Genomic DNA, 23,952 nt, shown 5'->3' with positions numbered 1-23,952 from the left:
ACAGCCTGTAAAATAATGATTTTGCAATTGGTGAATATTTGTCATGCAATCTTCTGATTTAGAACTATCCGATTTAGCGTCAAAAGCCTCGTGCATGGATGACTATGACCCGAACGCGATGTCAGTGACACAGGCACGTTACTACATCCAGCAGTTCTTAAGCCCAGTCAGCGAAACTGAAACAGTAACACTCAAAGACAGTTTGGGACGTTTTTTAGCCACCCCGGTGATTTCCGGCATGAACGTGCCTGGCCATAACAATTCGGCTATGGATGGTTTTGCCTTCAGGCATGCAGAAGGGGGAAATCCACTCAACGTGATCGGTACTGCATTTGCGGGCGCTCCGTTTACTTCAGAAATTCCGGCCGGCTGCTGCATCAAAATCATGACAGGAGCGGTCATCCCACCTACCGTCGATACGGTCATCATGCAGGAACAAACCTTAACTGAAGGCGAGTTGGTTACCCTGGTAAAATTGCCGGCTTTGGGCGCCAATATCCGCCTGACCGGAGAAGATATAGCGGTAGGCCAAACGGTATTAACGCCTGGTCATCGCATTGAACCTGCAGATATGGGTCTGCTGGCCTCTTTGGGGATTGGTGAAATTGAGGTCTATCGTCGATTAAAAGTGGCTTTTTTTAGCACTGGTGATGAGTTGGTAAGCGTCGGCAAACCTTTGCAACCAGGGCAGATTTATGACAGTAACCGTTACAGTTTATGGGGTGTGTTAGAAGCAATTGGTGTGTCAGTCACTGACCTTGGCAATGTGGCCGATGACCCGGCTGCCTTGGAAAAAACTTTGCTGGAAGCCGCCTCTGAATACGATGTAGTAATTACCAGTGGTGGCGTCTCGGTTGGCGAAGCAGACTTTATGAAACAACTGCTAGCCAAACATGGACAGGTCTTGTTCTGGAAAATCAACATGAAGCCAGGCCGGCCGCTGGCTTACGGCAAAATCGGCACTGCGCATTATTTTGGACTGCCTGGTAACCCGGTGTCTGCCATGGTCACTTTCTACCAGTTTGTTCAGGAAGCGCTCAAAACTTTGATGGGAGCAGCTCACCTGGCAACACCGTCTTTTCAAGTCGAATGTGTCAACGCCATTAAAAAGGCCACTGGACGTACTGAATTTCAGCGTGGCATATTGTTTAAACAAGGTGAAACCTGGAAAGTGAAAACCACTGGCGAACAAGGCTCTGGTATTTTAAGCAGCATGAGCCGGGCCAATTGCTTTATTGTGCTTAATGAGCAAACCGGCGCACTGGAAGCTGGGACTTTGGTAGAAGTACAACCTTTCCATGGCGTGTGCTAGATAACAAACCTTCAGGCACTGGCAGGAATGCTAAAAAATAGCTTATAGTGTCGGGTCGTATGGGGCTTTAAGGTTAGGGTTTAGGCGTGCAAGCCGTTCTACAAGAATCAAAAACACAGTTCAAACATGTATTGGAGTGGTGCCTGATTGGCTCGCTGCTGGTACATGCATTGATCATGCTTTATATTCCTAAACCTACTTACGAAAAGCCCCCAGTCCAGAAACAGGAAATTCAAATCGAGCTCGTGAAAGAGATGCCACCAGCAGCGGTTTCGCCTCCAGCCGAACCTGAACCAACGCCACCTACACCTGAACCACCCAAGCCTGAACCGGTAAAACCACCACCTAAGCCGGTAGAGCCTAAGCCTGCGGAACAAAAACCAACCCTGCCGCAAAAGGCATCGCCTCTGCCGGAACCACCGGTAGAACCTACCCGGACAGTTGCAGAAACGCCGGCGCCTTCAGTGATTACGGCGAAACCAACCGCTAGCGAGAGTAAAGCTGAAGTTGTGCCGCCGCCAGCACCGCCTGCACCACCCCCGGAGCCCCCAAAAGCGACGGGGCCTAGTGAAGGTGATATTGAAGCTGCGCGCAATGCGTTTAGAAACGCAGCACACAGGGAGCTAAAGAAAAACCAGCGCTACCCCAGAATTGCGCAAGACAGGGGCATTGAAGGTGATGTCAAACTGAGCATTAACATTGATGACCATGGCAACATCACAGGGATCGAAGTGCTTGAGTCCAGTGGCAATAAAGCGATTGATGAGGCGGCACTGGCAGCCGCACAGAAATCGCAGTTAAAACCGCATTTTAACGAGATTCTGCGCGGTAAAATCAGCAATATTGTAGTGACAGTCAGCTTCAGATTGTCCAGCTAGCACATGGCACTTTCCCAAGGAAAATTTAAAAAAGCTTTTACGCAAAGAGCCTATGGCAAGTCTCTTCGACACTTATTGTTGTTTCATGACCTGTACTTTATTGCCCTGATTATTCTGGCGGTGGCCAGCGGAGGCTACGGCATTTATCTATGGGATAAAGCCTCCAAACAATCCCAGCGTATCAATATCGTTATCCAGGAAATTTATCTGGTCAGGGGCGATTTATATCGCCAGGTAAAGGAGTTATTCGATGCTTTTTTTCTGCAGGAAGAAAATGCGCTCAACGAATATAACCACTACACGGCATCCATTTTGTTGCACTTGGAGCGCTTGCAAAAGATTGCGATTGATGAAGAAGAAAGAACTGCGCTTAGCGAAATTGAAAGTAAATACCGCAAGCTGGTAAATGAAGCACCAACCTTGTTTTACCGCTATCAGAACAACCCGAACAAACAGGCGCAGAAGTCTATTTACCAGGATATTGAAACCGGTATTTTTACGCATTACGAAGAAGTATCCAAACGCGCTGAGCACCTGTTGATGATCAAGCAAAGCGAGATCAAAAATCGCCTGGAAGACGCCAGAAGCAGCTCAATTGCAGTGTTGTCATTGCCACTATTGCTGGCCTGTGTACTGATTATTTATTCAAGGCGCATTTTAAAGCGGTCCATCGTCAAACCAATCAATGACATCATGATTGCTACCAATGCGATCAGTGCTGGCAACCTGAGCCACCAGGTGCCTGAAGCAGGTGCGGAAGAGCTGGCGGTGCTATCTAAAGAGATTAATAAAATGGCCGAGGATCTGGCCTTAAGCCGTGATGCCCTCGTTAAAAGTGAAAAACAGGCGGCACTCGGCCTGCTGGTGCCGATGCTGGCACATAACATCCGCAATCCGCTCGCCAGTATTCGCGCAACAGCCCAGGTGATTGATGCGCCGGACCGTGATACCCAGGAATCTGTGCAGGGGATCATACACACTGTAGACCGCCTGGAAAGATGGACTGGCAGCCTGCTCTCATATTTGCACCCGATTAAACCGATGCTGAACCAGCTAATGCTGTCGTCAATTGTGCAAGGCGCGATCATGACGCTGCAGCCCAAACTTAATGAAAAAAACATCAAAATCATTGAAGACAGTGCCAATATAAAACGCCTGATATTGACTGATGAGCACCTGTTGGAACAAATGCTCTATAACTTATTGCTCAACGCTTCTGAAGCCTCTCCGAAAGGCTCTGAGATTCATATTCAGTGTGTACTTTTAGATAATACGTTGACGCTGGTCATCATAGATCAGGGCCCCGGAATGCCGTTTAAGCCAGATCCGCATGCCATCACACCTGGACCAACCACCAAACGCTTTGGTACCGGCCTGGGTATTCCTTTTGCATTCAAAGTCTGCGAAGAGTTAGGCGGCGCCATGCAATTTGACAGCCAGGCAGGCAATGGCACCCGCATCACTATTTCATTACCTCAATAACTTGGCCCACACAAAAGCTTGTTAGCGACTAATTTTCTTTTTCTGCTTGCTTAATTTTGGTTTTTTATCAACAATGTGATTAAGCATTTGCCATGAATATTATGTTGAATTCACCTGCTCCAGCGTTATCCTTGCCAGCCACCTCCGGCCTTCAATTCAAAGTCAGCGACTATTTGGGGAAATACATTGTTTTGTATTTTTATCCCAAAGATGCGACGCCTGGCTGTACCACTCAAGGCATCCAGTTTCGAGATATGCATGCTGAGTTCACAGCCGCAAATGCCGTGATTTTCGGAATTTCGCGGGATACGCTTAAATCTCACGAAAACTTCAAAGCCAAATACATGTTTCCGTTTGAGTTAATCTCCGATAGCGAAGAACTTGCCTGTCAGGCGTTTGATGTGATTAAAATGAAAAACATGTACGGCAAGCAGGTACGTGGTATTGAGCGTAGTACGTTTTTAATTGATCCAAAAGGCACCATTGTCCGCGAATGGCGTGGTGTCAAGGTCGATGGCCATGCCGCAGAAGTGCTGGCCTGTATCCAATCTTTCCACTCATAAAGTGATTTTCTATGGCACGTGCTCCACAAACTAAGCTGTTCGTTCTGGATACCAATGTACTGATGCACGATCCTTCATCGCTGTTCAGGTTCGAAGAACACGATGTGTACTTACCGATGGTGACCTTGGAAGAGTTGGATAATGGCAAAAAAGGTCTTACGGAAGTTGCCCGAAATGCGCGCCAAGCCAGCCGTTTCCTGGAAGAAATCATGGGTAGCGCCGATACTGACAACTTGGAAGCTGGCTGTTCGCTAGCGATCAAGGGTAATCGCCACCTGCCGGGAAAACTGTTTTTCCAGACGGAGCATGTGCCTACAGATTTGCCAGGATTGGCAGGGAGTAAAGCAGACAACCAGATTATCAGTGTTGTTCTAGCGCTCAAAAAACAAACGCCTGACCGTAACGTCATCCTGGTCAGCAAGGATATTAATATCCGCATCAAGGCACGCGCCATGGGGGTGCCTTCTGAAGACTACTTCAACGACAAAGTGCTGGAAGACAGCGATATGCTGTATACCGGCTTGCGAGAGCTACCGGAAAACTTCTGGGAGGAACATAGCAAAGACATGCATTCCTGGCAGGAAGCAGGCCGGATGTTTTACAAAATCAGCGGACCGGTTGTGAAATCGCTCCTGATCAATGAATTTGTGTTTTATGAATACAACAAACCTTTTCATGCGATAGTGCGCAAACTTGAAGATAATTCTGCGGTGCTGGAAGTGGTGCATGACCATGCAAACCCCAAGCACAATGTATGGGGCATTACTGCGCGTAATCGCGAACAGAACTTTGCTTTAAATCTGTTGATGGATCCTGACATTGATTTCGTGACCTTGCTCGGCCAGGCAGGTACCGGTAAAACATTATTGACCCTGGCGGCCGCCCTGACGCAAACCCTTGATAAAAAACGCTATTCTGAAATCATCATGACCCGTGTTACCGTACCGGTGGGTGAAGATATCGGCTTTTTACCAGGCACTGAAGAAGAAAAAATGGCGCCTTGGATGGGCGCACTGGAAGATAACCTGGATGTGCTGAACAAGACTGATGAAGATGTCGGCGAATGGGGCCGTGCTGCAACACAGGATTTGATCCGTACGAGAATCAAGATCAAGTCGCTCAACTTTATGCGTGGCCGCACTTTCCTGAATAAATTCCTGATCATTGATGAAGCGCAAAACCTGACGCCGAAACAGATGAAAACGCTCATCACGCGCGCAGGCCCAGGCACCAAAGTGGTCTGTTTAGGCAATATTGCGCAAATTGATACACCTTATTTAACAGAAGGTAGCTCTGGCCTTACTTATGTGGTTGACCGCTTCAAGAACTGGCAGCATAACGGCCACATCACCCTGATTCGTGGCGAGCGTTCGCGCCTGGCTGATTTTGCGGCAGAGGTGTTGTAGACATTCGTCTGCCCTGCTGCCATGGTCAAAGGCTTTTATACCCTACTGATTGCCCAGTTTTTATCGGCAATTGCCGATAATGCACTCCTGTTTGCAGCCATTGCCCTGCTCGCGCAACTGAATGCCCCGACTTGGCACGAGCCTTTGTTGCGCGAGTTTTTCGTCATCTCCTATATCCTGCTGGCGCCGTTTGTAGGCCCCTTTGCTGACGCGTTACCCAAAGGCCGGGTCATGTTTTTAAGCAATGGCCTCAAGTTCGCAGGGTGTTTGCTGGCGCTCGCTGGTGTACCGCCACTATACGCCTATGCGGTGGTGGGTATTGGTGCTGCGGCGTACTCCCCGGCTAAATACGGCATCCTGACTGAAATGCTGCCTTCACATCTGCTGATCAAAGCCAATGCGTGGATGGAAGGCACGACAGTGACCGCCATTATTTTGGGACCGGTGTTTGGATCTACAATTGCTGCCGCGACCAGCCCTTATGTGGGTATTGCGTTTATTACGCTGCTTTATCTACTCGCAGCAGCGTTTAACTATTTCATCCCTAAAGTACCTATCGACCACAAGGTAGAGCAAAAGACGCTCAAGTACTTGTTGAAGGACTTTTGGCATGCATTTATTACCTTGTGGAAAGACCCGCAAGGCCAGGTTTCCCTGGCGGTAACGACACTGTTCTGGGGCGCCGGGGCGACTTTGCAGTTTGTGGTGCTGAAATGGGCAGACGTGAAGCTCGGCTTTACACAGCAGGAAGCGACTTACCTGATCGCGATTCTGGCTGTAGGCATTGCTGCCGGTTCAGTCATCGCCTCGCGCTATGTCCAGCTGGAGAATGCCGTTAAGGTATTACCAGCAGGCATTTATATGGGCATCCTGGTGATCAGTATGGTACTTATTACCAACCCGATTGTAGCTGCTGTTTTACTGTTTGTGATTGGCGTGTTGTCAGGCTATTTTTTAGTGCCGCTGAACTCTCTGCTACAGCATCGTGGCCATCATTTGCTGGGTGCCGGGCACTCGATCGCTGTGCAAAACTTTAACGAAAACATAGGCATACTACTGTTACTGGGTGCCTATACCTGGATGGTGGGTGCAAAGTTCGAAATCAATACCATTGTGGCAATATTTGGTGTGTTTATTATTGTCAGTATGTCGTTGATTACATTCGTTTACCGTAAACATATTCAACGTTAAGTAAACTAAACACTTTGGGGCTAAACAAAAAGGGCGCTTGCAGCGCCCTTTTTGTTTTTTGACATGCTGAGTGATTAGTGCAGTTTCACATGTGGTTCGGTACGTCTGGATATCAGGCGGCCGATGCTATGCACAATCACCGCCAGCACGCCATGCAATGCCATCAAATGCATTTTATACAGGCTACGGTACATCACACGGGCAAATAAGCCCTGAATATACATGCTGCCGCCAGCCACAGCACCCATCAAGCTACCGACAGTAGAGTATTTACCAAGGTTAACCAGTGAGCCATAATCGCGGTAATGAAACTCTGGCAGCGTTTCTTTGCCTGCCACGCGTGCTTTCACTGTTTTCACCAGTAATGATGCTTCCTGATGCGCAGCTTGCGCACGTGGCGGCACCGTCGTGTCGTGGCCCAGCCATGGACAGGCGGCACAATCCCCGAAAGCAAAAATATTTTCATCCCGCGTGGTTTGCAGGTGCTGGTTAACGACTAGTTGATTAATTCTATTCGTCTCCAGGCCATCAATATCCTTTAGGAAATCCGGTGCCTTAATACCCGCTGCCCACACGACCAGTTCCGCAGGAATAAAACGACCACTATGTGTGGTAATCCCTTTAGGAGACACTTCAGTCACACGCTCACCAGTAAAGACGTTCACACGCAGTTTACGCAACTCAACATCTACAGCGTAAGAAAGCTTATTCGGTAACGCCGGTAAAATGCGGTCGCTGGCTTCAATCAGTGAAATTTTGACATCACGATCCGGGTCAATCTTGTCCAATCCGTAGGCAGTTAATTCACGTGTGGTGTTATGCAACTCAGCAGCCAGTTCAACACCCGTGGCACCAGCACCCACGATAGCAACTTCAAGCTGCCCAGGCTTCAATGCTTCAGATTGCGTCTGCGCCCGTAATAATGCGTTGTGCAGGTAACGGTGGAACCGTTGTGCCTGGGAGTGAGTGTCTAATGCCAGTGAGTATTCACGTGCTCCGTTGATGCCAAAGTCATTAGTCGTACTACCAACGGCAATAATCAGGGTGTCATATTTAAACGTACGCCGTGCAATGACTTCATTGCCATCTTCGTCCATAAATGGCGCCAGGCTCACTTCACGCGTAGCGCGATTTAAGCCATCCATACGCCCCAGGCGGAACTTGAAGTGATGCCAATGCGCTTGTGCAAGGTAATCCAGCTCGTGACGGTCTGGATCCATGCTACCGGCTGCGATTTCATGTAATAACGGTTTCCATACATGTGTTCTGGTGCTATCAATCAGCGTGATGAGAGCCTTGTTCTTTTTTCCAAGGGAATCTCCCAGCTTGGTTGCTAACTCCAGTCCACCTGCGCCACCACCTACGATGATGACATGGTGCAAATTATTTTCATCCGTCACACTATATCCTTCAATAAAAAAGCGCGCCTGCCGTACTGCCAAGCGCGCACAACAACTACATTATACCGCTATTCGTTACCTGTGATTTTGGCATGGCTACGAATAAAAGCGATCACTTTCAATACGTCATCTGGCTTCAAACCATCATCTGGTGCCATCAGACCAAAACCTTTTGCACCCATACCGCCATTTGTACCATGCCAGATAGTCTCAAACATGCCTTTATTAGTGGCATTTTTGGCATACCGGAAGTTTTCACCAATCAAGCCAGGCCCAACCGCACCTTCGCCATGACCACCATGACAAGCTACGCAGGAAAACAAGTTAAATTTCTTTTTGCCTTCCTTGATTGCATCTTCTTTGCCAATATATGGATTTTTGCCTGTGCTTAAAAATTCTTTTGCGGCTGGTGTATCGAACATTTTTGCATCAATTTGCAACGGCTGTCCATCCTGGGTAGCCTCAAATTTGATTGCCTTAATATCCTCTGCAGCTGCCTCTGATCCTGCACCGGATTGACCACCATTACTACATGCCACCAATAACGTAGCAAGAACTGACGTTAACAACAAACTTCTCATGATTGCCCCCATATGTTTACTTAGATATTCTTTGAAATTAAACAGTTTTTTATTGTTTTAATTATAGATAAAACCGACTGAATCATTGTGCCATAAAAACAAAAAACGGTCACCAAGGTGACCGTTTTAAGTTGGTATTAATTATTATTCGTTACCAGTAGCTTTAACAACGCTGTTGCTACGGATGAAAGCAATCACTTGCAGCACTTCATCTGGTTTCAAGCCATCATCTGGAGCCATCAGGCCATAGCCTTTAGCGCCCATACCACCATTAGTACCGTGCCAGATGGTTTCAAACATGCCTTTGTTAGTAGCATCTTTAGCGTAACGGAAGTTAGCACCGATCAAACCAGGACCAACTGCGCCTTCACCTTTACCACCGTGACAGGCTACACATGAATACAGGTTAAATTTCTTTTTACCCGCTTTGATGGCAGCTTCGTTGCCGATATATGGGTTTTTACCTGTCGCCAAAAACTCTTTGGCTGCATCGGTATCAAACATGGCTTTATCAATATTGATGGTAGATCCGTCTTGAGTAGCCGAAAAAGTTATATCAGCCACGGCGCCTGTTGCAAATGCCAACAGAGAAATCATTACAGCTGATTTAATTTTGTTGCCTAACATGTTGTCTCCTAATCCTAAACAAAATGAGCGGCGTTAATTAGATAACCAAATAATTAACGCATGCTCATTTAACGAATCGTTTCAGAAACGGTTGACGAATATTTCCGAATTATATTCAGAATCTTTCACGTGGCCATTTCAAAACAAGTGGTCGATTTTACTGGGTTTTTTTTCCATTGTCATTAATCGAGGCCTGTTTATAATATTTTTTCAATTCAGTGTTATTTTTTGTACACACTGTCACCTTCAACTACCGGTACGGTTGGAATTCCATAATCTTTCAGGATTGCATCAATCTTATCCTTGTTACGCTCAAGCGATTCATTGATCATTTTGATGCGGTCCTTGTCTTTCATTCTGACCGCAACAGAGATATTCCAGTATTCCTTACCTTTTAAATTAACTTTGTTGTACTCAGGAATCATGCGGATTTCCAAAGGCTCTTTAGATTGCTTTGCATAATAACCAGCAATCGGGCCCCACATAATGGCCACATCAATTTTGCCTGCTACCAAATCATCAATCATAAAGCTGGTTGGCAGGTTCAAATCGCGCTGCAAACGATATGGACGTGCATTGGTCATCAAGTTGTGATCATTTAAAGGAATAGTCGCAGGACTTTGACCAACAATACCAATTATGCCTTTTTTAAGATCCGGGGAATCCCAATTGGTGATATCGTAGTTGCTGTTTTTACGCCATACAAAGACATGGCCGGAACGGTAATAAGGTTTGGATGTGCGCAGGCCATCAAAATCTGAAGTCATACCGATAATGACATCACATCGCATTGCATTAATCGTATTGCGCAAAAAGCCCTGACGGTTATAGGCATACTGGAAAGTCAGCTTTTTACCAAGATCGTCCGCCAACACTTTTGCAATTTTGTCTTCAAAGCCTTCCAACTTGATATTGGAGTAAGGCATATTGTCAGGATCAGAACACACCTTAAACTCTGATTCATCAGCTACCCGGCGCACTTCTCCGATACGTCCTTCATCAGGGTTGATAGAAGGAATCTCTATTTCCTCAGCTAATACTGTTGCCTGTGTTGCCCATAACAATCCAATCGCACCCAATAACTTCCATGTCATTTTCATCTTGATTTCATCCTTGTTGTAATTTCACCTGTCGCCTTTGGAGTATTTTTTGAGCTCAAAAGTTCTGCTAACGTACGACAAGAGGCATCATCTTATCTTGAATAAGTTCCTATTTGTAGCCAAAACTTACTTTAATTTCTTTTGTTATTACTAATCATGAATTTCATGAAAAAAAACACCCTGCCGAAGCAGGGTGTTTAAGGAGTCAACGTATTTCTTAAGTTAACTTGAAATAAATTTCAAATTACAGTGAGAATACATTCAATGCACCGCCACCAGGAGCAGCGTTGTATTTTGTCAACTCTTTGTAGCCACCAGCAGCACCCAGTGCGTCGGTGTCGTTAGTCATACCAAGGTTCATCGCAACACCAGCCCAACCGCCGATACCGGACAGTACGCCAACGTATTGTTTACCTTTGTGACCGTAGGTGAATGCGTTACCGATTACACCTGAACCTACTTGGAATTTCCACAGTTCTTTACCGTTTTGAGCATCAACCGCTTTGAACCAACGATCCAAAGTACCGTAGAACACGATATTTGTAGATGTTGTCAGAGCACCGCCCCAAGCAGAGAACTTCTCTTTGTTGTACCAAACTTTTTTGTTGGTCATTGGATCATAAGCGCCGAAGCCACCCATTACGCCGTCAGGACCAGCAAACATAGTCAATGTCGCACCAACCCATGGTTGACCTGCAACATATTTAGACTCAACTGGCTCGTATGTCATACACACGTGGTTCAATGGTGTGTACATCAAGCCTGTTTTTGGAGAGTAAGCAGCTGGCTGTTGGTCTTTAGTACCTAAAGCAGCTGGGCAAACACCCTTAGCGTTGTAGTCTTGGTGAGTAGAAGCAGTAGCCAATTTGCTTGGTACGCCTGTTTTCAGGTCAACATCAGTAGCCCAGTTCACGAATGGGTGAACTTTTTCAGCAGCAACTAATGTACCGTTACCAGCTTGCCATGTGTACAGGAAACCGTTGCGGTCATGGTGCCATGCGTATGTTTTGCCACCTTTGTCGAACAGGATTACTTCGTTAATACCATCGTAGTCCCACTCATCGTGCGGAGTCATTTGCATACCCCATTTAGCCACACCAGTGTCTAAATCACGAGCAAAAATTGTCATAGACCATTTGTTGTCGCCTGGACGTACATCTGGGTTCCAAACTGAAGGGTTACCAGTACCGTAGTAAACCAGGTTTGTTTTTGGATCATATGGCCACCAGCCCCATACTGAACCACCACCATGTTGCCAGCCGTCTTTAACAGCCTGTGGTTTCAACCAAGTACGTGTACCCAGTTCTTTTTCGCCTGTTTTCAGTTGGTCGTTAGGAAGTTTTTTGAAAGAACCGCCTTCTTTGTTACCACCATTAACATCTTGGTATACAGACAGAGCGCTGTATTGTGGGTTTTCTTTGTTGAAGTCAGCACCGATCAATGACTCAGCGTCAGGACCTGATGAGTAAGCTTTCCATGCCAAAGAACCGTCTTTGATGTTGTATGCAGCGATAAAGCAACGTACGCCGAATTCAGCACCTGAACAACCGGTCAATACTTTGTCTTTGTAAACGTGTGGAGCGTTAGTGTTAGTAGCACCTACTTTTGGATCGGTGTTTTTAACATCCCAAACTTTAGCACCTGTTTTTGCATCCAAAGCAATCAAAACGCCGTCGTTTTGTTGCAGGAAGATTTTACCGTCGCCGTAGCCCAGACCACGAGAAACGTTGTCACAGCACAAAACTGCTTGAACGCTTGGGTCTTGTTTTGGGAAATAGGACCAAACGATTTTTTGGTTATCGTTCAAATCCAGAGCGTATACGTTGTTTGGGAAAGCTGTGTGAACATACATCATGTTACCAACAACTACTGGTGAACCTTCGTGACCACGGTTAACACCAGTTGCAAATGTCCAAGCTGCTTTCAGGTTTTTTACGTTACCTTTGTTAACTTGTGACAGGTTGCTGTAACCTTGATTAGAATAGTTACCGCGTGGGTGTGTCCAGTTGTTTGAATCTTTCATTGCAGCTTCTTGGTCTGCAGCGGCAAATGCGACCATTGGCAATGCTGCTACCAGGCCCAAAGCCAGTTTGATTTTGTTAACTTGCATATTGATCTCCAAAGTTGAAACTAAGGGTTTAATATAGGTACACGCTCAACTTGCATCCACTAGGATTGGCATACTAAATTGTTCGCATACTTTACACATTCTCGGCTAGGGAAAAATTCCCGACTTACTGTAGAAATTCACACTTTGCCGCATGTGAGGATTGCAATATAGAACAATTTGTTTTCAATTGCAACACTTTAGTTACAAATTGGTTACACTTTTTTCAGCTTTGATTTTGTTATTTTTTCCAACTAAAATCTCTGTGAAAAAATATTCAATAAATCATATAGTTAATTAAACAGTTGAGAAAACCAAGCAAGATGAATCTTTTAAGTCTTTACCCGGAATGCACCCCTTTCTACCGTGAGCTTTTAAAAGTTAGCGATATACATTCTATTTATGTTGAGCAATGCGGCAACCCGGACGGCGTCCCGGTTATTTTTTTGCATGGTGGGCCAGGCAGCGGATGTAACCCGGCACAGCGACGATTTTTTGACCCGGCTTATTACCGCATCATCTTATTTGATCAACGCGGTTGTGGCCGCAGCCAGCCTGCTGGCGAAACCGTAGAAAATACCACCCAGGCACTGGTTGCTGATATTGAAATCATTCGCAATCACTTGAATATCAGGCAATGGCATGTATTTGGCGGTTCATGGGGAAGCACACTGGCGCTGGCTTATGCTATCAAGCACGCTGAAAATATTATCAGCCTGACGCTGAGAGGTATATTTTTAAGCAGGCCAAAGGAAATCGAATGGTTTCTGGGCAATGTTGCGCTATTTTTCCCTGAAGCCTGGCAAACCCTGTTGCAAGACGTCCCTGGAGACCAGCAGGAAAATATCCTGGAATACTACGCAGGTCTGGTATTTCACGCTGATATCTCCATTAGCATACCGGCAGCGATTCGCTGGAATGCTTTTGAAGCCAGCATTATGAGCCTGGTCCCTAAACAGGAAATTCCGAAACAAAACAGTCCAACACCTGGGATCTCCATTGCAGACAGTTCGGAACAAACTGATTCAATTAAAGATAGTCCCAGTCAGGGTAATCAGTCTGTAGATGGTGTAGTCGAGTTGGCACGCGCACGCGTACAGATTCACTATATCCGGCATTTATGTTTTGTTGATGGCGATCAATTACTTCAATCGGCAGCCAAGACATTGCAAAATATACCAACCATTATCGTACAAGGCCGCTACGACATGGTGTGCCCACCGCAAACGGCCTGGGAGCTTTCCCATGTCATGCCGCAGGCGAAACTCGTAATGGTGCCTGATGCCGGCCACTCCGCCATGGAGACCGGCACTTGCCAGGCATTGCTGGCTGCGACCGAGCAGTTCAAATCACTGACGCCTTTATAACTACTGATCTAACGGACCCAATTAATGTTTAAAGCCATTGCAAAACGTGCCAAAAGTCAGTGGCTGGCACTTAAGCAATATTTTTTACCTTACATTTACTCCACTCCACTATTCGTCATCAAAACCACCTTGCAAGGAGTGAGTAAACATAGATTGATGGGCCTTTCGGCCGCACTGTCGTTCTATGCACTGTTTGCACTGATACCGCTGATTATTCTTATCTTCTTTTTAATCAGCCATATGGTGTACTCATCTGATTATGCGATTGTTAAACTGGCCATACTCACCAGCAATTTGTTACCGGAATTCAGCCAGCGCATCATGATTGAAGTCTATAACAACACGCAGACCAAAGCAGCATGGGGCGCAGTCGGTTTCTTTATTCTGCTATGGACCATCACGCCGCTGGCGGCCAATATGCGATCCAGCTTTTACCTGATTGCCAGCCGCCATGATGTGCCGTCGTTCTGGAACAAAAAAATCCGTGATGTACTGGCTGTATTGGGTGTGTTGCTGGTTTTTTTCCTGTTTACGGCAGCTGGGTTTGTGCTGGAGTCGGTCATTGTGTTTCTTGCGGTGCATCTACCCTCTGCATTCATCAACTTTGTGGGTGGCATGCTTTCCTTATTATTGACCACGGTGTTGATTGCCGGGTTTTACCGGACATTCTGCCCGTTACATGTCCAATGGCGCCACTTGCTGATATCAGCGTTCTTGACTGCCGGATTATGGTTGCTCATGCGGCCAGCATTCGGTTTATTTCTTAGTGTTAACAAGAACTTCGGTGCTGTTTTTGGCAGCATGAAAGCCATGTTTGTGTCCATCAGCTGGCTTTACCTGAACTTTGCTATTTTCCTGATCGGTTTCGAGCTGATGGTAACGCTCAGGCAAAAAGATGTGCTGCTGCTGAAAGGGTTATTTGATGACCATCCTAATCAACAACATTACCTGCAAACATTAATGCATAAATACGGTAAAACTTACTCACAAGGCAGTTGCGTGTTTAACCAGGGTGAAACAAATCATCATTACTATATGGTGGTTGAGGGTACGCTGCACCTGGTTCAACGCCAAGCGGATAATTCGGAAAAAACCATCCGCATTTTGCAATATGGTGATTTTTTTGGCGACATTGCCTTGTTTTCTGCCCAGCCGGTAACTGCCAGCGCCGTTGTTGTTTCCGAAGAAGCGTCAATAATTGAGATTTATGCAGAGTCCATTGAAGATCTGTTACAGGAAGAACCGAAAATTGCGGTGCGCTTGTTAAAACAGCTATCGAATCATGCGCAAATAAACGCCACTACCCCCTAGATTCTTTCAGATCTATTTTTTATACACCAGCCATTCGGATTGGTAATTTTAGCTAGCTAAAAGATTGCAGAATTGTAAGATATGTTACAAAATTGTAACTATCTTAGGAATTTTGCATAATGGCACTTTCGCTTCCCCAGGAAATAAATGCGCTGATACAACAGCTGAATGCCAGCCAGTTTGCCCAAGTAGCAAATCGCGCCAGGCAGTTGGCTGCACAATATCCACGTGAGTTTGTATTGCACCATCTGCTCGCATTGGCATTGGATCAGGGCCAGCAATATGCAGAGGCTAAACAGGCATATGCGCAGGCGCTCAAACTGCAGCCCAATCACGTTGAGCTTTGGTTTAACTATGCCATTGTCTTAACCCAGCTTGATCAGCCGACAGAGGCAGAACAAGCCTATCGCAAAGCCATTTCGCTCAACCCATCTTTTTTTGAGGCGCACGGCAATCTGGGCACCTTGTTACAGAAGCAAGGCCGCCTCGATGAAGCGATTAGCTGTTATCAAACCGGCTTGCGTATTCAACCACAGGATGCGCGCGGACATTTCAACCTGGCAACCGCTCAACGTGACAAGGGCCAGTTAAAAGAAGCGGTTGGCAGTTACGAGCGTGCTATTGCACTATTCCCCAATTACACGGATGCCTATAACAATCTCGGGGAAACCTGGCGTGACCAGGGCGACATGGGCAAGGCGGTGCAATATTACCAACAAGCTTTGCAGCGCAATCCTGACCATGCCGGCGCCAATTATAATATGGGTGAATTTCTTTATCTGGCCAAGCGTTTTGAGGAAGCGATTCCTTACTTTGAGCGCTCCCGCCTCGATGACTGGCAATCCCGTGTGATGTATTGCCTGTACCGGGCAGAAAAATTTGATGCATTTAAACAGTTGCGTGATGAAGTCATTCAACAAGGGCCGCACACTGCCCCATTTATGGCTACTTTGTCCACGCACTACAGTATTAATCATGGCGAGGCAGACCCTTACCAGTTTTGTCCTAATGGGTTTGAATTTGTCTACCACCGTTCAATTCCAGAACTGGCGCCTGGCAGCCCGTTGCTGGCAGAACTGCTGGACAATATTGCACAGACTGATATCGCCGAACGCAAACAAGCTCGTTTAACCAATGGCAAGCAATCAGCGGGCAATCTTTTCAAACGCCCGGAACCGGCCTTTCGGACTTTAGGTGATCTGGTTAAACGCGAATTTAGTCACTATCAGCAAAAATTTCAAAAAGCTGACTGCGCCCTCATCACGCATTTCCCCGAGACACTGGAATTTACCAGCTCGTGGTATGTCAACATGCAAAAAGGCGGACACCTGGATGCGCATATCCACGAAATTGGCTGGATCAGTGGCGCAGTTTACCTTGCAATGCCCGAAACAGACGATCCCAAAGAAGGCGCTTTTGAATATGGCACGCATGGGGACGGTTACCCGAAACTACACGACAATTTCCCGACCAATTTCATTAAGCCCAGTGTGGGCGATATTGTCCTGTTTCCTTCTTCCCTGTTTCACAGAACCATTCCATTCAATGCAGACGCACAGCGCATCTGCGTAGCCTTTGACCTAAAACCCGCAACAGTTCTGCAAACCGCCCGCAGTCAATACTGACTTCGGTATACCTTACATCAACATCCATTCCCCGGCTTTTAGCCAGTATTCAATAAGTTGCTTATCAAATGCATACAGAATTTATCAGTTTTTTGGATTGTAGATTTTGTGCCACAAGGTATGATGTTTCCTATTAAGTGCTGATTGTCTGCATGTTTTCTTAAGTGTATGGTCAATAGCTCTCGCCGATAACATCACATGGGAGTTCAGCCTGGAAATGAAACCAACCTTTTGCAGGAAGACGCAACCATTGAACCTTGTGATTTCACTGACTCCCAGCGTTGAATCCCGCCTCGAAGAATTGGAAGCATGCAGCCGGGTAAACGTCCGCATTGGCAATTCCCTTGCCCGTCACATAAGTGTTCTTCGCATCTGGTTACTTTTCACACTAGGCCTTGCAACAGCCAGCGTAAGCTGGGCGGCCTCTGCGCCGCAAGACATGCGCGAAATCACCAGTGAACTGATTTATAACTTCGCCCTCCTTAGCCAGACACCCAATCGCACATTGCAGGATGCTTATAATATATGCGCTTTCGAAGAGGATATCGGCTACCTGCAATCAAGCACTTTACAATCGCAAAAGTTACAGAACTTGCAGGTCTCTTTGCTTCCGCTTAAAACAATCGCTGACGTTAAACGCTGCAATCTGCTGTATATTCAAGACTTTGTTGTTCAAAAGCCGCTTGAATTACAACAGTCCATCCAAAAAGACGTGGTGCTCACGGTCGTGCACACTGGGAATAAGTTTGCCGATTATAGCCATGTGGTAATTAGTGCCCAGGATAAGCGTTACCAGTTTGATTTGCGGATACAACCGGCAAAACAGGCGGGAATTATGTTCGATGCACGGCTGTTGAAACTGGCCACTAATATTATTAACGATTAATTGTGTATGTTAAGACTGTTCCGTAACCTGAAAATTGCCGAGAAATTACTGCTGACCGAACTGGCAATGACGTTGAGCATGCTGTTGGTTTTTAGCATATTCGCCCTGGGCAATCATTACCACGACCTCCGCACGCATTTGATTCAAAACATTCTGGTGCAAATGAATGTGGTTGCCACCTCGATTGGCCCGGCAGTCATGTTTGATGAATTGAGTTCGGCAGCAAAAACGCTTGAACCGCTGTCAGACAACGAGAATATCCGCACCATCGTGGTCCTGAACCAGCAGCAGCAAACGCTGGAAAGCCTGCATCCGCTGCATGCCCCTATCACTTCCGCCTGGCAATGGTTATATCCTTTTTTTGGCGACATGGAGCTCACTGCACCTATTATCGTCAATGAGAAAGCCGTCGGTACGTTACGCGCCATTATCAAGCAAGAGCAGATTGTCGATATGCTGATTGGCTTCGCCTGGTCGAATACCATTGCCGCGATTGCTGCTGCGCTATTCGGTTATTTCGTCATGTGGCGTTTAAATCGCTACATCGTCGGCCCGATTCACAATCTGCAAACCTTCGTTAGTAACATTACTCAAAATCATCATTACGAGCAGCGCATCTACACCAACAGCAATGATGAAATTGGCCTGTTGGGCAAAGATATTAACAATATGCTCGAAAGTATTAGCCAGCGCGATGCGCAATTGCAGAAAGAGTTGGATCACCGCAAGGAGATCGAAGAAAAACTGCAGTTTTTGGCGCACTACGATAAAGGCACCCTGCTGCTTAATCGCCATGCGTTTGAAGAAATCATCACCAAAAAAATCACCAGCCCGATTGATGAGCGCAAACACATTTACCTGCTGCTGCTGGATCTGGACCGTTTCAAAATCGTCAATGATACTTTTGGCCATAATACAGGCGACAAACTATTGCAACAGGTTGCTCACAGGCTGCGTGGCAATATGTCACAGGAGGATGCCATTTTCAGGCTGGGTGGTGACGAGTTCGCGGTCATTCTTGATGCACCTAAACGCACCACCATAGAACAAGTCTGTAAACGGGTAATCCAGAATATTTCGACGCCCTTCATTGTCGATGACCACGAAATTCACATAGGCGTAAGTATAGGCGTTGCCACCTTAAGGCCTGGTTTTGACTCTAAAACTGAAGTGATGAAAAATGCTGACATAGCGCTCTACCAGGCCAAAGACGCTGGCCGCAATACTTACCGTTTTTACAGCGATGAAGATGAAACCAATACTTCCGAGCTGCGCACACTCCGTGAGGAACTGCATTTTTCCCTGCAAAACCAGGAACTGGAGCTGTTCTACCAACCCATCATTCATACCCAGCACCTGAAAACCATAGGCTTTGAAGCACTGCTCAGATGGCGTCACCCGACCAGGGGCTTGCTGGCACCAGACCAGTTCATCCATTTGGCTGAAGGCTCAGGACTGATCATGAGCATTGGCGCCTGGGTCATTCACCAGTCATTAAGGCAGCTGGCAATGTGGCAACAAATGTTCGATAAAGAGCTGTTCATGAACGTCAATATTTCATCCCGCCAATTGGATGATGACAGTTTGTCAGGGACTATCCGCCACGCACTGGAGCATTATCATATCGCGCCACGCACCCTTAATCTGGAAATCACCGAATCAATGGTGATGCGTAACATTGAAGCGGCCAAACATATCCTCTATGCACTCAAGCAATTAGGCATAGGCATTGCCATTGATGACTTTGGTATCGGCCACTCCTCAATGAATTACCTGAAACAGCTGCCAGTAGATATTCTCAAAATTGACAAACAATTTACCAGCGGCATCCCGCATGACAAAGTGGATATTGCGATTGTAGATGCTCTGGTGGCACTGGCTGTCAGCCTGAATCTGAAAGTGGTGGCCGAAGGCGTAGAAAGCGCCATCCAGTTTGAATACCTGCAATACAAGCTCTGCCATCACGTACAAGGCTATTTATTTAGTGCCGCACTCTCTGCCAGCCAAACCACAGCGTTCATGGCTGAGTTTCCAGAAAGTATTCCGGCCAGTTTCCGCAAAGCCGTTCAGCAAGAAACATAATATCGTTGTTGAGAATTAAAAATACATACTAGCTTTAGGGGGTTTCATGTCACGCTTTTCATCGCCATTGATGGTTGGCATTTTATTATCGGCTCATCAACTTACAAGCCATGCAGCTGGCTTTGCCCTATCCGAACAAAGTGGTAGCGGCATGGGTAATGCTTACGCAGGCGCCGCAGCTGTTGCTGAAGATGCCAGCACTATCTATTTCAATCCGGCCGGTATGACCTATATTCAGGGCAGTCAGCTGGTCGGTGCCTTGCATACGATTAAAACCTCGGGTGACTTTCACAATCAAGGAAGTTCAGTCGCTGTCAATGAAGGCGGGGATTTCGGTAGCTGGGCTTTTTTACCCAACATCTACTACAAACAAGACCTGACCGAACAACTTAAATTCGGCATTGGGGTGGGCACACCGTTTGGCTTAAAAACTGAATATGACAGAAACTGGCTTGGACGTTTCCAGGCAGTGAAGTCCGAGCTCAAAACCATCAATATAAACCCGTCACTGGCCTGGAAAGTAAATGACCAATGGTCGCTTGGCTTCGGTATTTCAGCCATGTGGGCAGAGGCTGAACTGACTAGCGCAGCCAATCTTGGTCCGGCAGGCGTCACGACGGTTAAAAACAAAGGCGACGACTGGGGCTTTGGCTATAATCTGGGCGCGATTTACCAGGCCACACCTGACACCCGTTTCGGGGTAGCTTACCGTTCAAAAGTTGAGCAGCATTTGAAAGGCGATGTACGTTCACCATCTACTGCCACCAGCGCCAGTCCGACGCTGACGCTTAATACCGATATCTCCGCAGACCTCACATTGCCTGAAACATTTTCTTTTAGTGCGTTTAGCCATTTGAACGATAAATGGGAATTGCTGACTGATATCACCTGGACGCGCTGGAGCCAGTTTAAAGAACTGAAAATCGTGCGTGAAAATGGGAGCAATACCACAGTAGGCCCCGCCATCACCGAACATTGGAACAACGTATTGCGCTACTCAGTTGGCTTGAATTACCTCTACTCAGACACGGTTAAACTGCGCACCGGCCTGGCTTATGATGATGAAGCGATTGATAATGAGCACCGCACCGCACGCATTCCGGGCAATGACCGTATCTGGCTTTCTCTAGGCGCAAGCTGGCAATATAGTCCCCAGACCAAACTGGATATAGGCTACACACATCTGTTTATCAAAGATGCGCGAATTAACGATGATCAGCGTCCCACAAGAGGGTTGATCGCAGGTAAATATGACGGCAGCGCTGATATCTTAAGCCTGCAATTCGCCTATAATTTCTAGCTTACCCACTGCTGTTTACACAAGCTGTGCTTTTGAAAAGCACGGCTTTTTCTTTCCCTTGCAGCGCCCACTTCAACTTGTCAGGTTGATGTAAGCCTGCTGTCATCTAACATTCACGCACAAAACCGAGAATTGCTGCTTTGCAATAACCCGCAACATCGCTCTCAAGGATAATGGATGACCATCAAGCATTTTTTCACATTCGCATTACTGCCACTTGCCATACACCAGGCATTTGCCGCCGAGGCACTAAGCCCCGCAGACCAGCCTACGACAGTTTCACAAGAATCACCTTCATTCCTGACACGTTTTATGAATGACGATAATCCGTTCAGGATTAATTTTGACCTCGGTGACCACCCCTCTTATTTCCAGGTATATGGCCTGGTTGATATTGGCCTGACCCATATCAACCATTCTTTACCTGAAAGCTACGAATTAGCGAATAACTTTTATCCTTATGCGGGTGCAAAAAAGACGCCCAGAACCACTTCAAGAACCAACTGGGTGAATGGTGGCTGGCAAGGCTCACGCCTTGGCTTTAAGGGTGAAGTCGCCAAACTGCAAGCATGGGATCATGACTTTAAATTCATCTATCAATTTGAAGCCGGTTTTAATACGCTGGATATGAAACTGCACGATGCTGCACAAACATTGGCAGACAACTCTGGTACTAATGCCAACTCCAGCGTCAGCACCAACTCATCCATGAACGGTGAACTGTTCACCCGCCAAGCCTGGGCAGGGATAGACGGTGGTTCATTGGGTAAACTGACCTATGGTACCCAGTACAACCCGTTCTTTGAAATTACAGTCACTTATGACCCAAACGGCAAAGCAGACAGTTTTTCACCATTGGGTGAAAGTGGTACCGTTGGCGGTGGCGGTGGTGTCTCAGAAAACTCGCGTATGAAAAACTCTATCAAATACGCCAACGTGTATGAGTTGGAAGATCATGACAAAATCAATTATGCAGTGATCAACCAGTTCGGAAACTCGGCAGGCACCTCGCACGGCAACGGCTTTACCACGCAACTAGGCTACGAAAGCAGTGCGTTCGGCGTCCAGTTTGCCTATGATAAGTTTTTCGACTCGGTAAGGTCCGGCACAGCAGCGCCTGGTAATCCTTTAGCGAATGACACCATTGCCGTAGCCCTGCTTAACACTGAAGCCGCATTGCTGACCGGCAGATGGTCACCCACCAAAGACCTGAAAATCATCGGCGGTATGGAGTGGTATCAGTTAAAACCATCATCAACGCCTAGCATCAGTTATCACAACCTGTATGATCAAACCGTATTTGGCGGCGTTGCCACCTCCTCATTACGTCCAGGTTTTAAACAGGATAACCATGTGTATTACCTGGGTGCCAATTTTGACTTTGCGCAACGTATGCCTGCACTGGCCGGCCTGACAACCTCTATCGGTTTCTATGAAACCAAAGCAGATGCCATTGACGGACCGACGATTTCAACTAACTCGCAGGGCAAAATCGACACCTGGACTGCGATGGCTGACTACCGGTTCAACAAACGCTTTGATACGTATGTGGCTTACACCACCAACCACTTCTCAGGTGACAAATACCCGAGCGCCACCACCTACCGTGATGTCAACAGCGTAGGTGCAGGTCTGCGCCTCAAGTTTTAAAACGGCGCCAGAAACAAAAAGACTCAAGCAAAGCTTGAGTCTTTTTTATGTCCGTCAGGTGATGGCTATCAGGATTTATTAGAAGCACGCTTGCGCGTGAACATACCAACCACAGCCAATCCTGCCAATAACATCACATAGGACTCTGGCTCAGGTACGGGCATAACCGTCAGCCCTGCAACTTCAGTCGCTTTAAACATGCCGTTCACATTGACTTGTGTATTGGTGTTCCAGCTTTTGCCAATCACGTTACCGTTGATTGCAGTGTAGCCACCGGTAATATCTGCCAGCGGCGCAAGTATGCTGCCTGTCGCGCCAGAGCCGGTATTTAATTCAGTTGCCTGGTAGAAGTTATAAATGACATTGAAACCATATTTGCCAAAATCGGTGCCCGTGCCACCATCAAATTTCAGGCTAGTGCCGGAAATATTCAGGATGATGGTTTGGCCGTTGGAAAAACCGCTAAAAGTCGTATTGTTTCTGGAGTTAAAAAAGCTGCCATCAATATCAAAAATCTGTGCATCGGTACTATTGCTGGCGGTTAATTGCATGCCAGAGTAGTCGTAGGTAGCAGACCCGGTATTGGCCAGGCCATTGAGACTGACTGACAGATTTTGCAGGTAGGTGCGCTCATTGGCAAAATTGATAGGGTTGTTATTAGTATAAGCCCCGGTAAAGCCAAAGCTCGAAGTGCTTGAAGCGCCGGCCGTATCAATATTACCGTTCTTGACGCTGCCACTGTTGAATGTCACATTTTTAGCGACGACCAACGCATTGCCAGCAACCGCCTTATTGAGCTCATTTACCGCGTAATTGGAAACATTAAAGTTGCCACCAACGGCTACTGCACCTTCAACATCGCTATTACTGCTGCTAAAATTTTCAAACACAAACAGGTTAAATTTTCCAGCGACACCCAGGTCAAGAATACTGGCAGATGCGCTCAATGCCTGTATTGACATTGCGGTAATGATGAAGCTTTTTACGATTAATTTCATATTCTTTTTCAGTGGATTTCTTCAAGTGATTGCAAGCAATCCGGCATACTAAAGAATCATGAATCATTAAGCATGGGTTTTTAACT

Annotated in this window: 19 protein-coding genes; 13 read left to right on the top strand and 6 right to left on the bottom strand. The window is 46.7% G+C overall.

Translation table 11 applies throughout. The features are described 5' to 3' along the window. The first annotated feature begins 43 nt into the window (after nucleotides 1–43). The 6 genes from glp (at nucleotide 44) to lplT (ending at nucleotide 6,832) form a co-directional block, all read left to right on the top strand. The gene (gene glp, locus ASG24_RS07515; RefSeq protein WP_055869743.1) at nucleotides 44–1,312 is read left to right on the top strand and encodes a gephyrin-like molybdotransferase Glp; all 1,269 of its coding nucleotides are present in this window, start codon (nucleotides 44–46) and stop codon (nucleotides 1,310–1,312) included. Nucleotides 1,313–1,398: 86 nt separating this feature from the next. Next, on the top strand, nucleotides 1,399–2,190 hold the full coding sequence (locus ASG24_RS07510; protein ID WP_055869738.1) for an energy transducer TonB: 792 nt from the start codon (nucleotides 1,399–1,401) through the stop codon (nucleotides 2,188–2,190). 3 nt (nucleotides 2,191–2,193) lie between these two features. After that, nucleotides 2,194–3,672, top strand: a complete 1,479-nt coding sequence (locus ASG24_RS07505) for a HAMP domain-containing sensor histidine kinase (protein ID WP_055869735.1) — start codon at nucleotides 2,194–2,196, stop codon at nucleotides 3,670–3,672. 101 nt (nucleotides 3,673–3,773) lie between these two features. Continuing rightward, the gene (locus ASG24_RS07500) at nucleotides 3,774–4,235 is read left to right on the top strand and encodes a peroxiredoxin (protein ID WP_055870446.1); all 462 of its coding nucleotides are present in this window, start codon (nucleotides 3,774–3,776) and stop codon (nucleotides 4,233–4,235) included. Between the two features lie 11 nt (nucleotides 4,236–4,246). Further along, nucleotides 4,247–5,641, top strand: coding sequence for a PhoH family protein (locus ASG24_RS07495; protein WP_055869733.1), 1,395 nt, complete (start codon nucleotides 4,247–4,249; stop codon nucleotides 5,639–5,641). Between the two features lie 21 nt (nucleotides 5,642–5,662). After that, nucleotides 5,663–6,832: a lysophospholipid transporter LplT gene (gene lplT / locus ASG24_RS07490; RefSeq protein ID WP_055828297.1), complete on the top strand. Its 1,170-nt coding sequence runs from the start codon at nucleotides 5,663–5,665 to the stop codon at nucleotides 6,830–6,832. Between the two features lie 74 nt (nucleotides 6,833–6,906). Here the strand turns inward: lplT and ASG24_RS07485 are convergent, their stop codons facing one another. The 5 genes from ASG24_RS07485 to ASG24_RS07465 form a co-directional block, all read right to left on the bottom strand. After that, nucleotides 6,907–8,232: an NAD(P)/FAD-dependent oxidoreductase gene (locus ASG24_RS07485; RefSeq protein WP_055828300.1), complete on the bottom strand. Its 1,326-nt coding sequence runs from the start codon at nucleotides 8,230–8,232 to the stop codon at nucleotides 6,907–6,909. A 68-nt stretch (nucleotides 8,233–8,300) separates the two neighbouring features. Further along, nucleotides 8,301–8,813, bottom strand: coding sequence for a cytochrome c (locus tag ASG24_RS07480; protein ID WP_055828303.1), 513 nt, complete (start codon nucleotides 8,811–8,813; stop codon nucleotides 8,301–8,303). 144 nt (nucleotides 8,814–8,957) lie between these two features. Next, nucleotides 8,958–9,440 carry a cytochrome c gene (locus tag ASG24_RS07475; protein WP_055828306.1) on the bottom strand — a complete coding sequence of 161 codons (483 nt, stop codon included), beginning with the start codon at nucleotides 9,438–9,440 and terminating at the stop codon, nucleotides 8,958–8,960. A 221-nt stretch (nucleotides 9,441–9,661) separates the two neighbouring features. Continuing rightward, a complete protein-coding gene (locus ASG24_RS07470; RefSeq protein WP_055869729.1) occupies nucleotides 9,662–10,540 on the bottom strand; it encodes a quinoprotein dehydrogenase-associated putative ABC transporter substrate-binding protein in 879 nt (292 codons plus the stop codon). Between the two features lie 244 nt (nucleotides 10,541–10,784). Continuing rightward, on the bottom strand, nucleotides 10,785–12,650 hold the full coding sequence (locus tag ASG24_RS07465; protein ID WP_055828310.1) for a PQQ-dependent dehydrogenase, methanol/ethanol family: 1,866 nt from the start codon (nucleotides 12,648–12,650) through the stop codon (nucleotides 10,785–10,787). Between the two features lie 320 nt (nucleotides 12,651–12,970). Between ASG24_RS07465 and pip the strand changes: the two genes are divergently transcribed. The 7 genes from pip to ASG24_RS07430 all read left to right on the top strand — a co-directional run bounded on the left by pip (nucleotide 12,971) and on the right by ASG24_RS07430 (nucleotide 22,868). Further along, a complete protein-coding gene (gene pip, locus ASG24_RS07460) occupies nucleotides 12,971–14,014 on the top strand; it encodes a prolyl aminopeptidase (RefSeq protein WP_055869725.1) in 1,044 nt (347 codons plus the stop codon). Between the two features lie 24 nt (nucleotides 14,015–14,038). Further along, nucleotides 14,039–15,325 (top strand): YhjD/YihY/BrkB family envelope integrity protein, encoded by a 1,287-nt coding sequence (locus ASG24_RS07455; RefSeq protein WP_055869722.1) that lies wholly within the window; start codon nucleotides 14,039–14,041, stop codon nucleotides 15,323–15,325. Between the two features lie 119 nt (nucleotides 15,326–15,444). Continuing rightward, nucleotides 15,445–16,950, top strand: a complete 1,506-nt coding sequence (locus ASG24_RS07450) for a tetratricopeptide repeat protein (protein ID WP_055869719.1) — start codon at nucleotides 15,445–15,447, stop codon at nucleotides 16,948–16,950. 217 nt (nucleotides 16,951–17,167) lie between these two features. After that, the gene (locus tag ASG24_RS07445) at nucleotides 17,168–17,836 is read left to right on the top strand and encodes a YfiR family protein (protein ID WP_082488028.1); all 669 of its coding nucleotides are present in this window, start codon (nucleotides 17,168–17,170) and stop codon (nucleotides 17,834–17,836) included. 6 nt (nucleotides 17,837–17,842) lie between these two features. Then, nucleotides 17,843–19,918: a bifunctional diguanylate cyclase/phosphodiesterase gene (locus tag ASG24_RS07440; protein WP_055869716.1), complete on the top strand. Its 2,076-nt coding sequence runs from the start codon at nucleotides 17,843–17,845 to the stop codon at nucleotides 19,916–19,918. 46 nt (nucleotides 19,919–19,964) lie between these two features. Continuing rightward, nucleotides 19,965–21,218 carry an OmpP1/FadL family transporter gene (locus ASG24_RS07435; protein ID WP_055869714.1) on the top strand — a complete coding sequence of 418 codons (1,254 nt, stop codon included), beginning with the start codon at nucleotides 19,965–19,967 and terminating at the stop codon, nucleotides 21,216–21,218. 177 nt (nucleotides 21,219–21,395) lie between these two features. Further along, a complete protein-coding gene (locus ASG24_RS07430; RefSeq protein ID WP_055869711.1) occupies nucleotides 21,396–22,868 on the top strand; it encodes a porin in 1,473 nt (490 codons plus the stop codon). A gap of 68 nt (nucleotides 22,869–22,936) precedes the next feature. Here ASG24_RS07430 and ASG24_RS07425 read toward each other — a convergent pair whose 3' ends face one another. Then, a complete protein-coding gene (locus ASG24_RS07425; protein ID WP_235562349.1) occupies nucleotides 22,937–23,866 on the bottom strand; it encodes a choice-of-anchor A family protein in 930 nt (309 codons plus the stop codon). Between the last annotated feature and the right edge of the window lie 86 nt (nucleotides 23,867–23,952).

The sequence above is a fragment of the Methylophilus sp. Leaf414 genome (genome assembly GCF_001425425.1).
Lineage (GTDB): Bacteria > Pseudomonadota > Gammaproteobacteria > Burkholderiales > Methylophilaceae > Methylophilus.
This window is presented reverse-complemented; position numbering and strand designations above follow the sequence as displayed.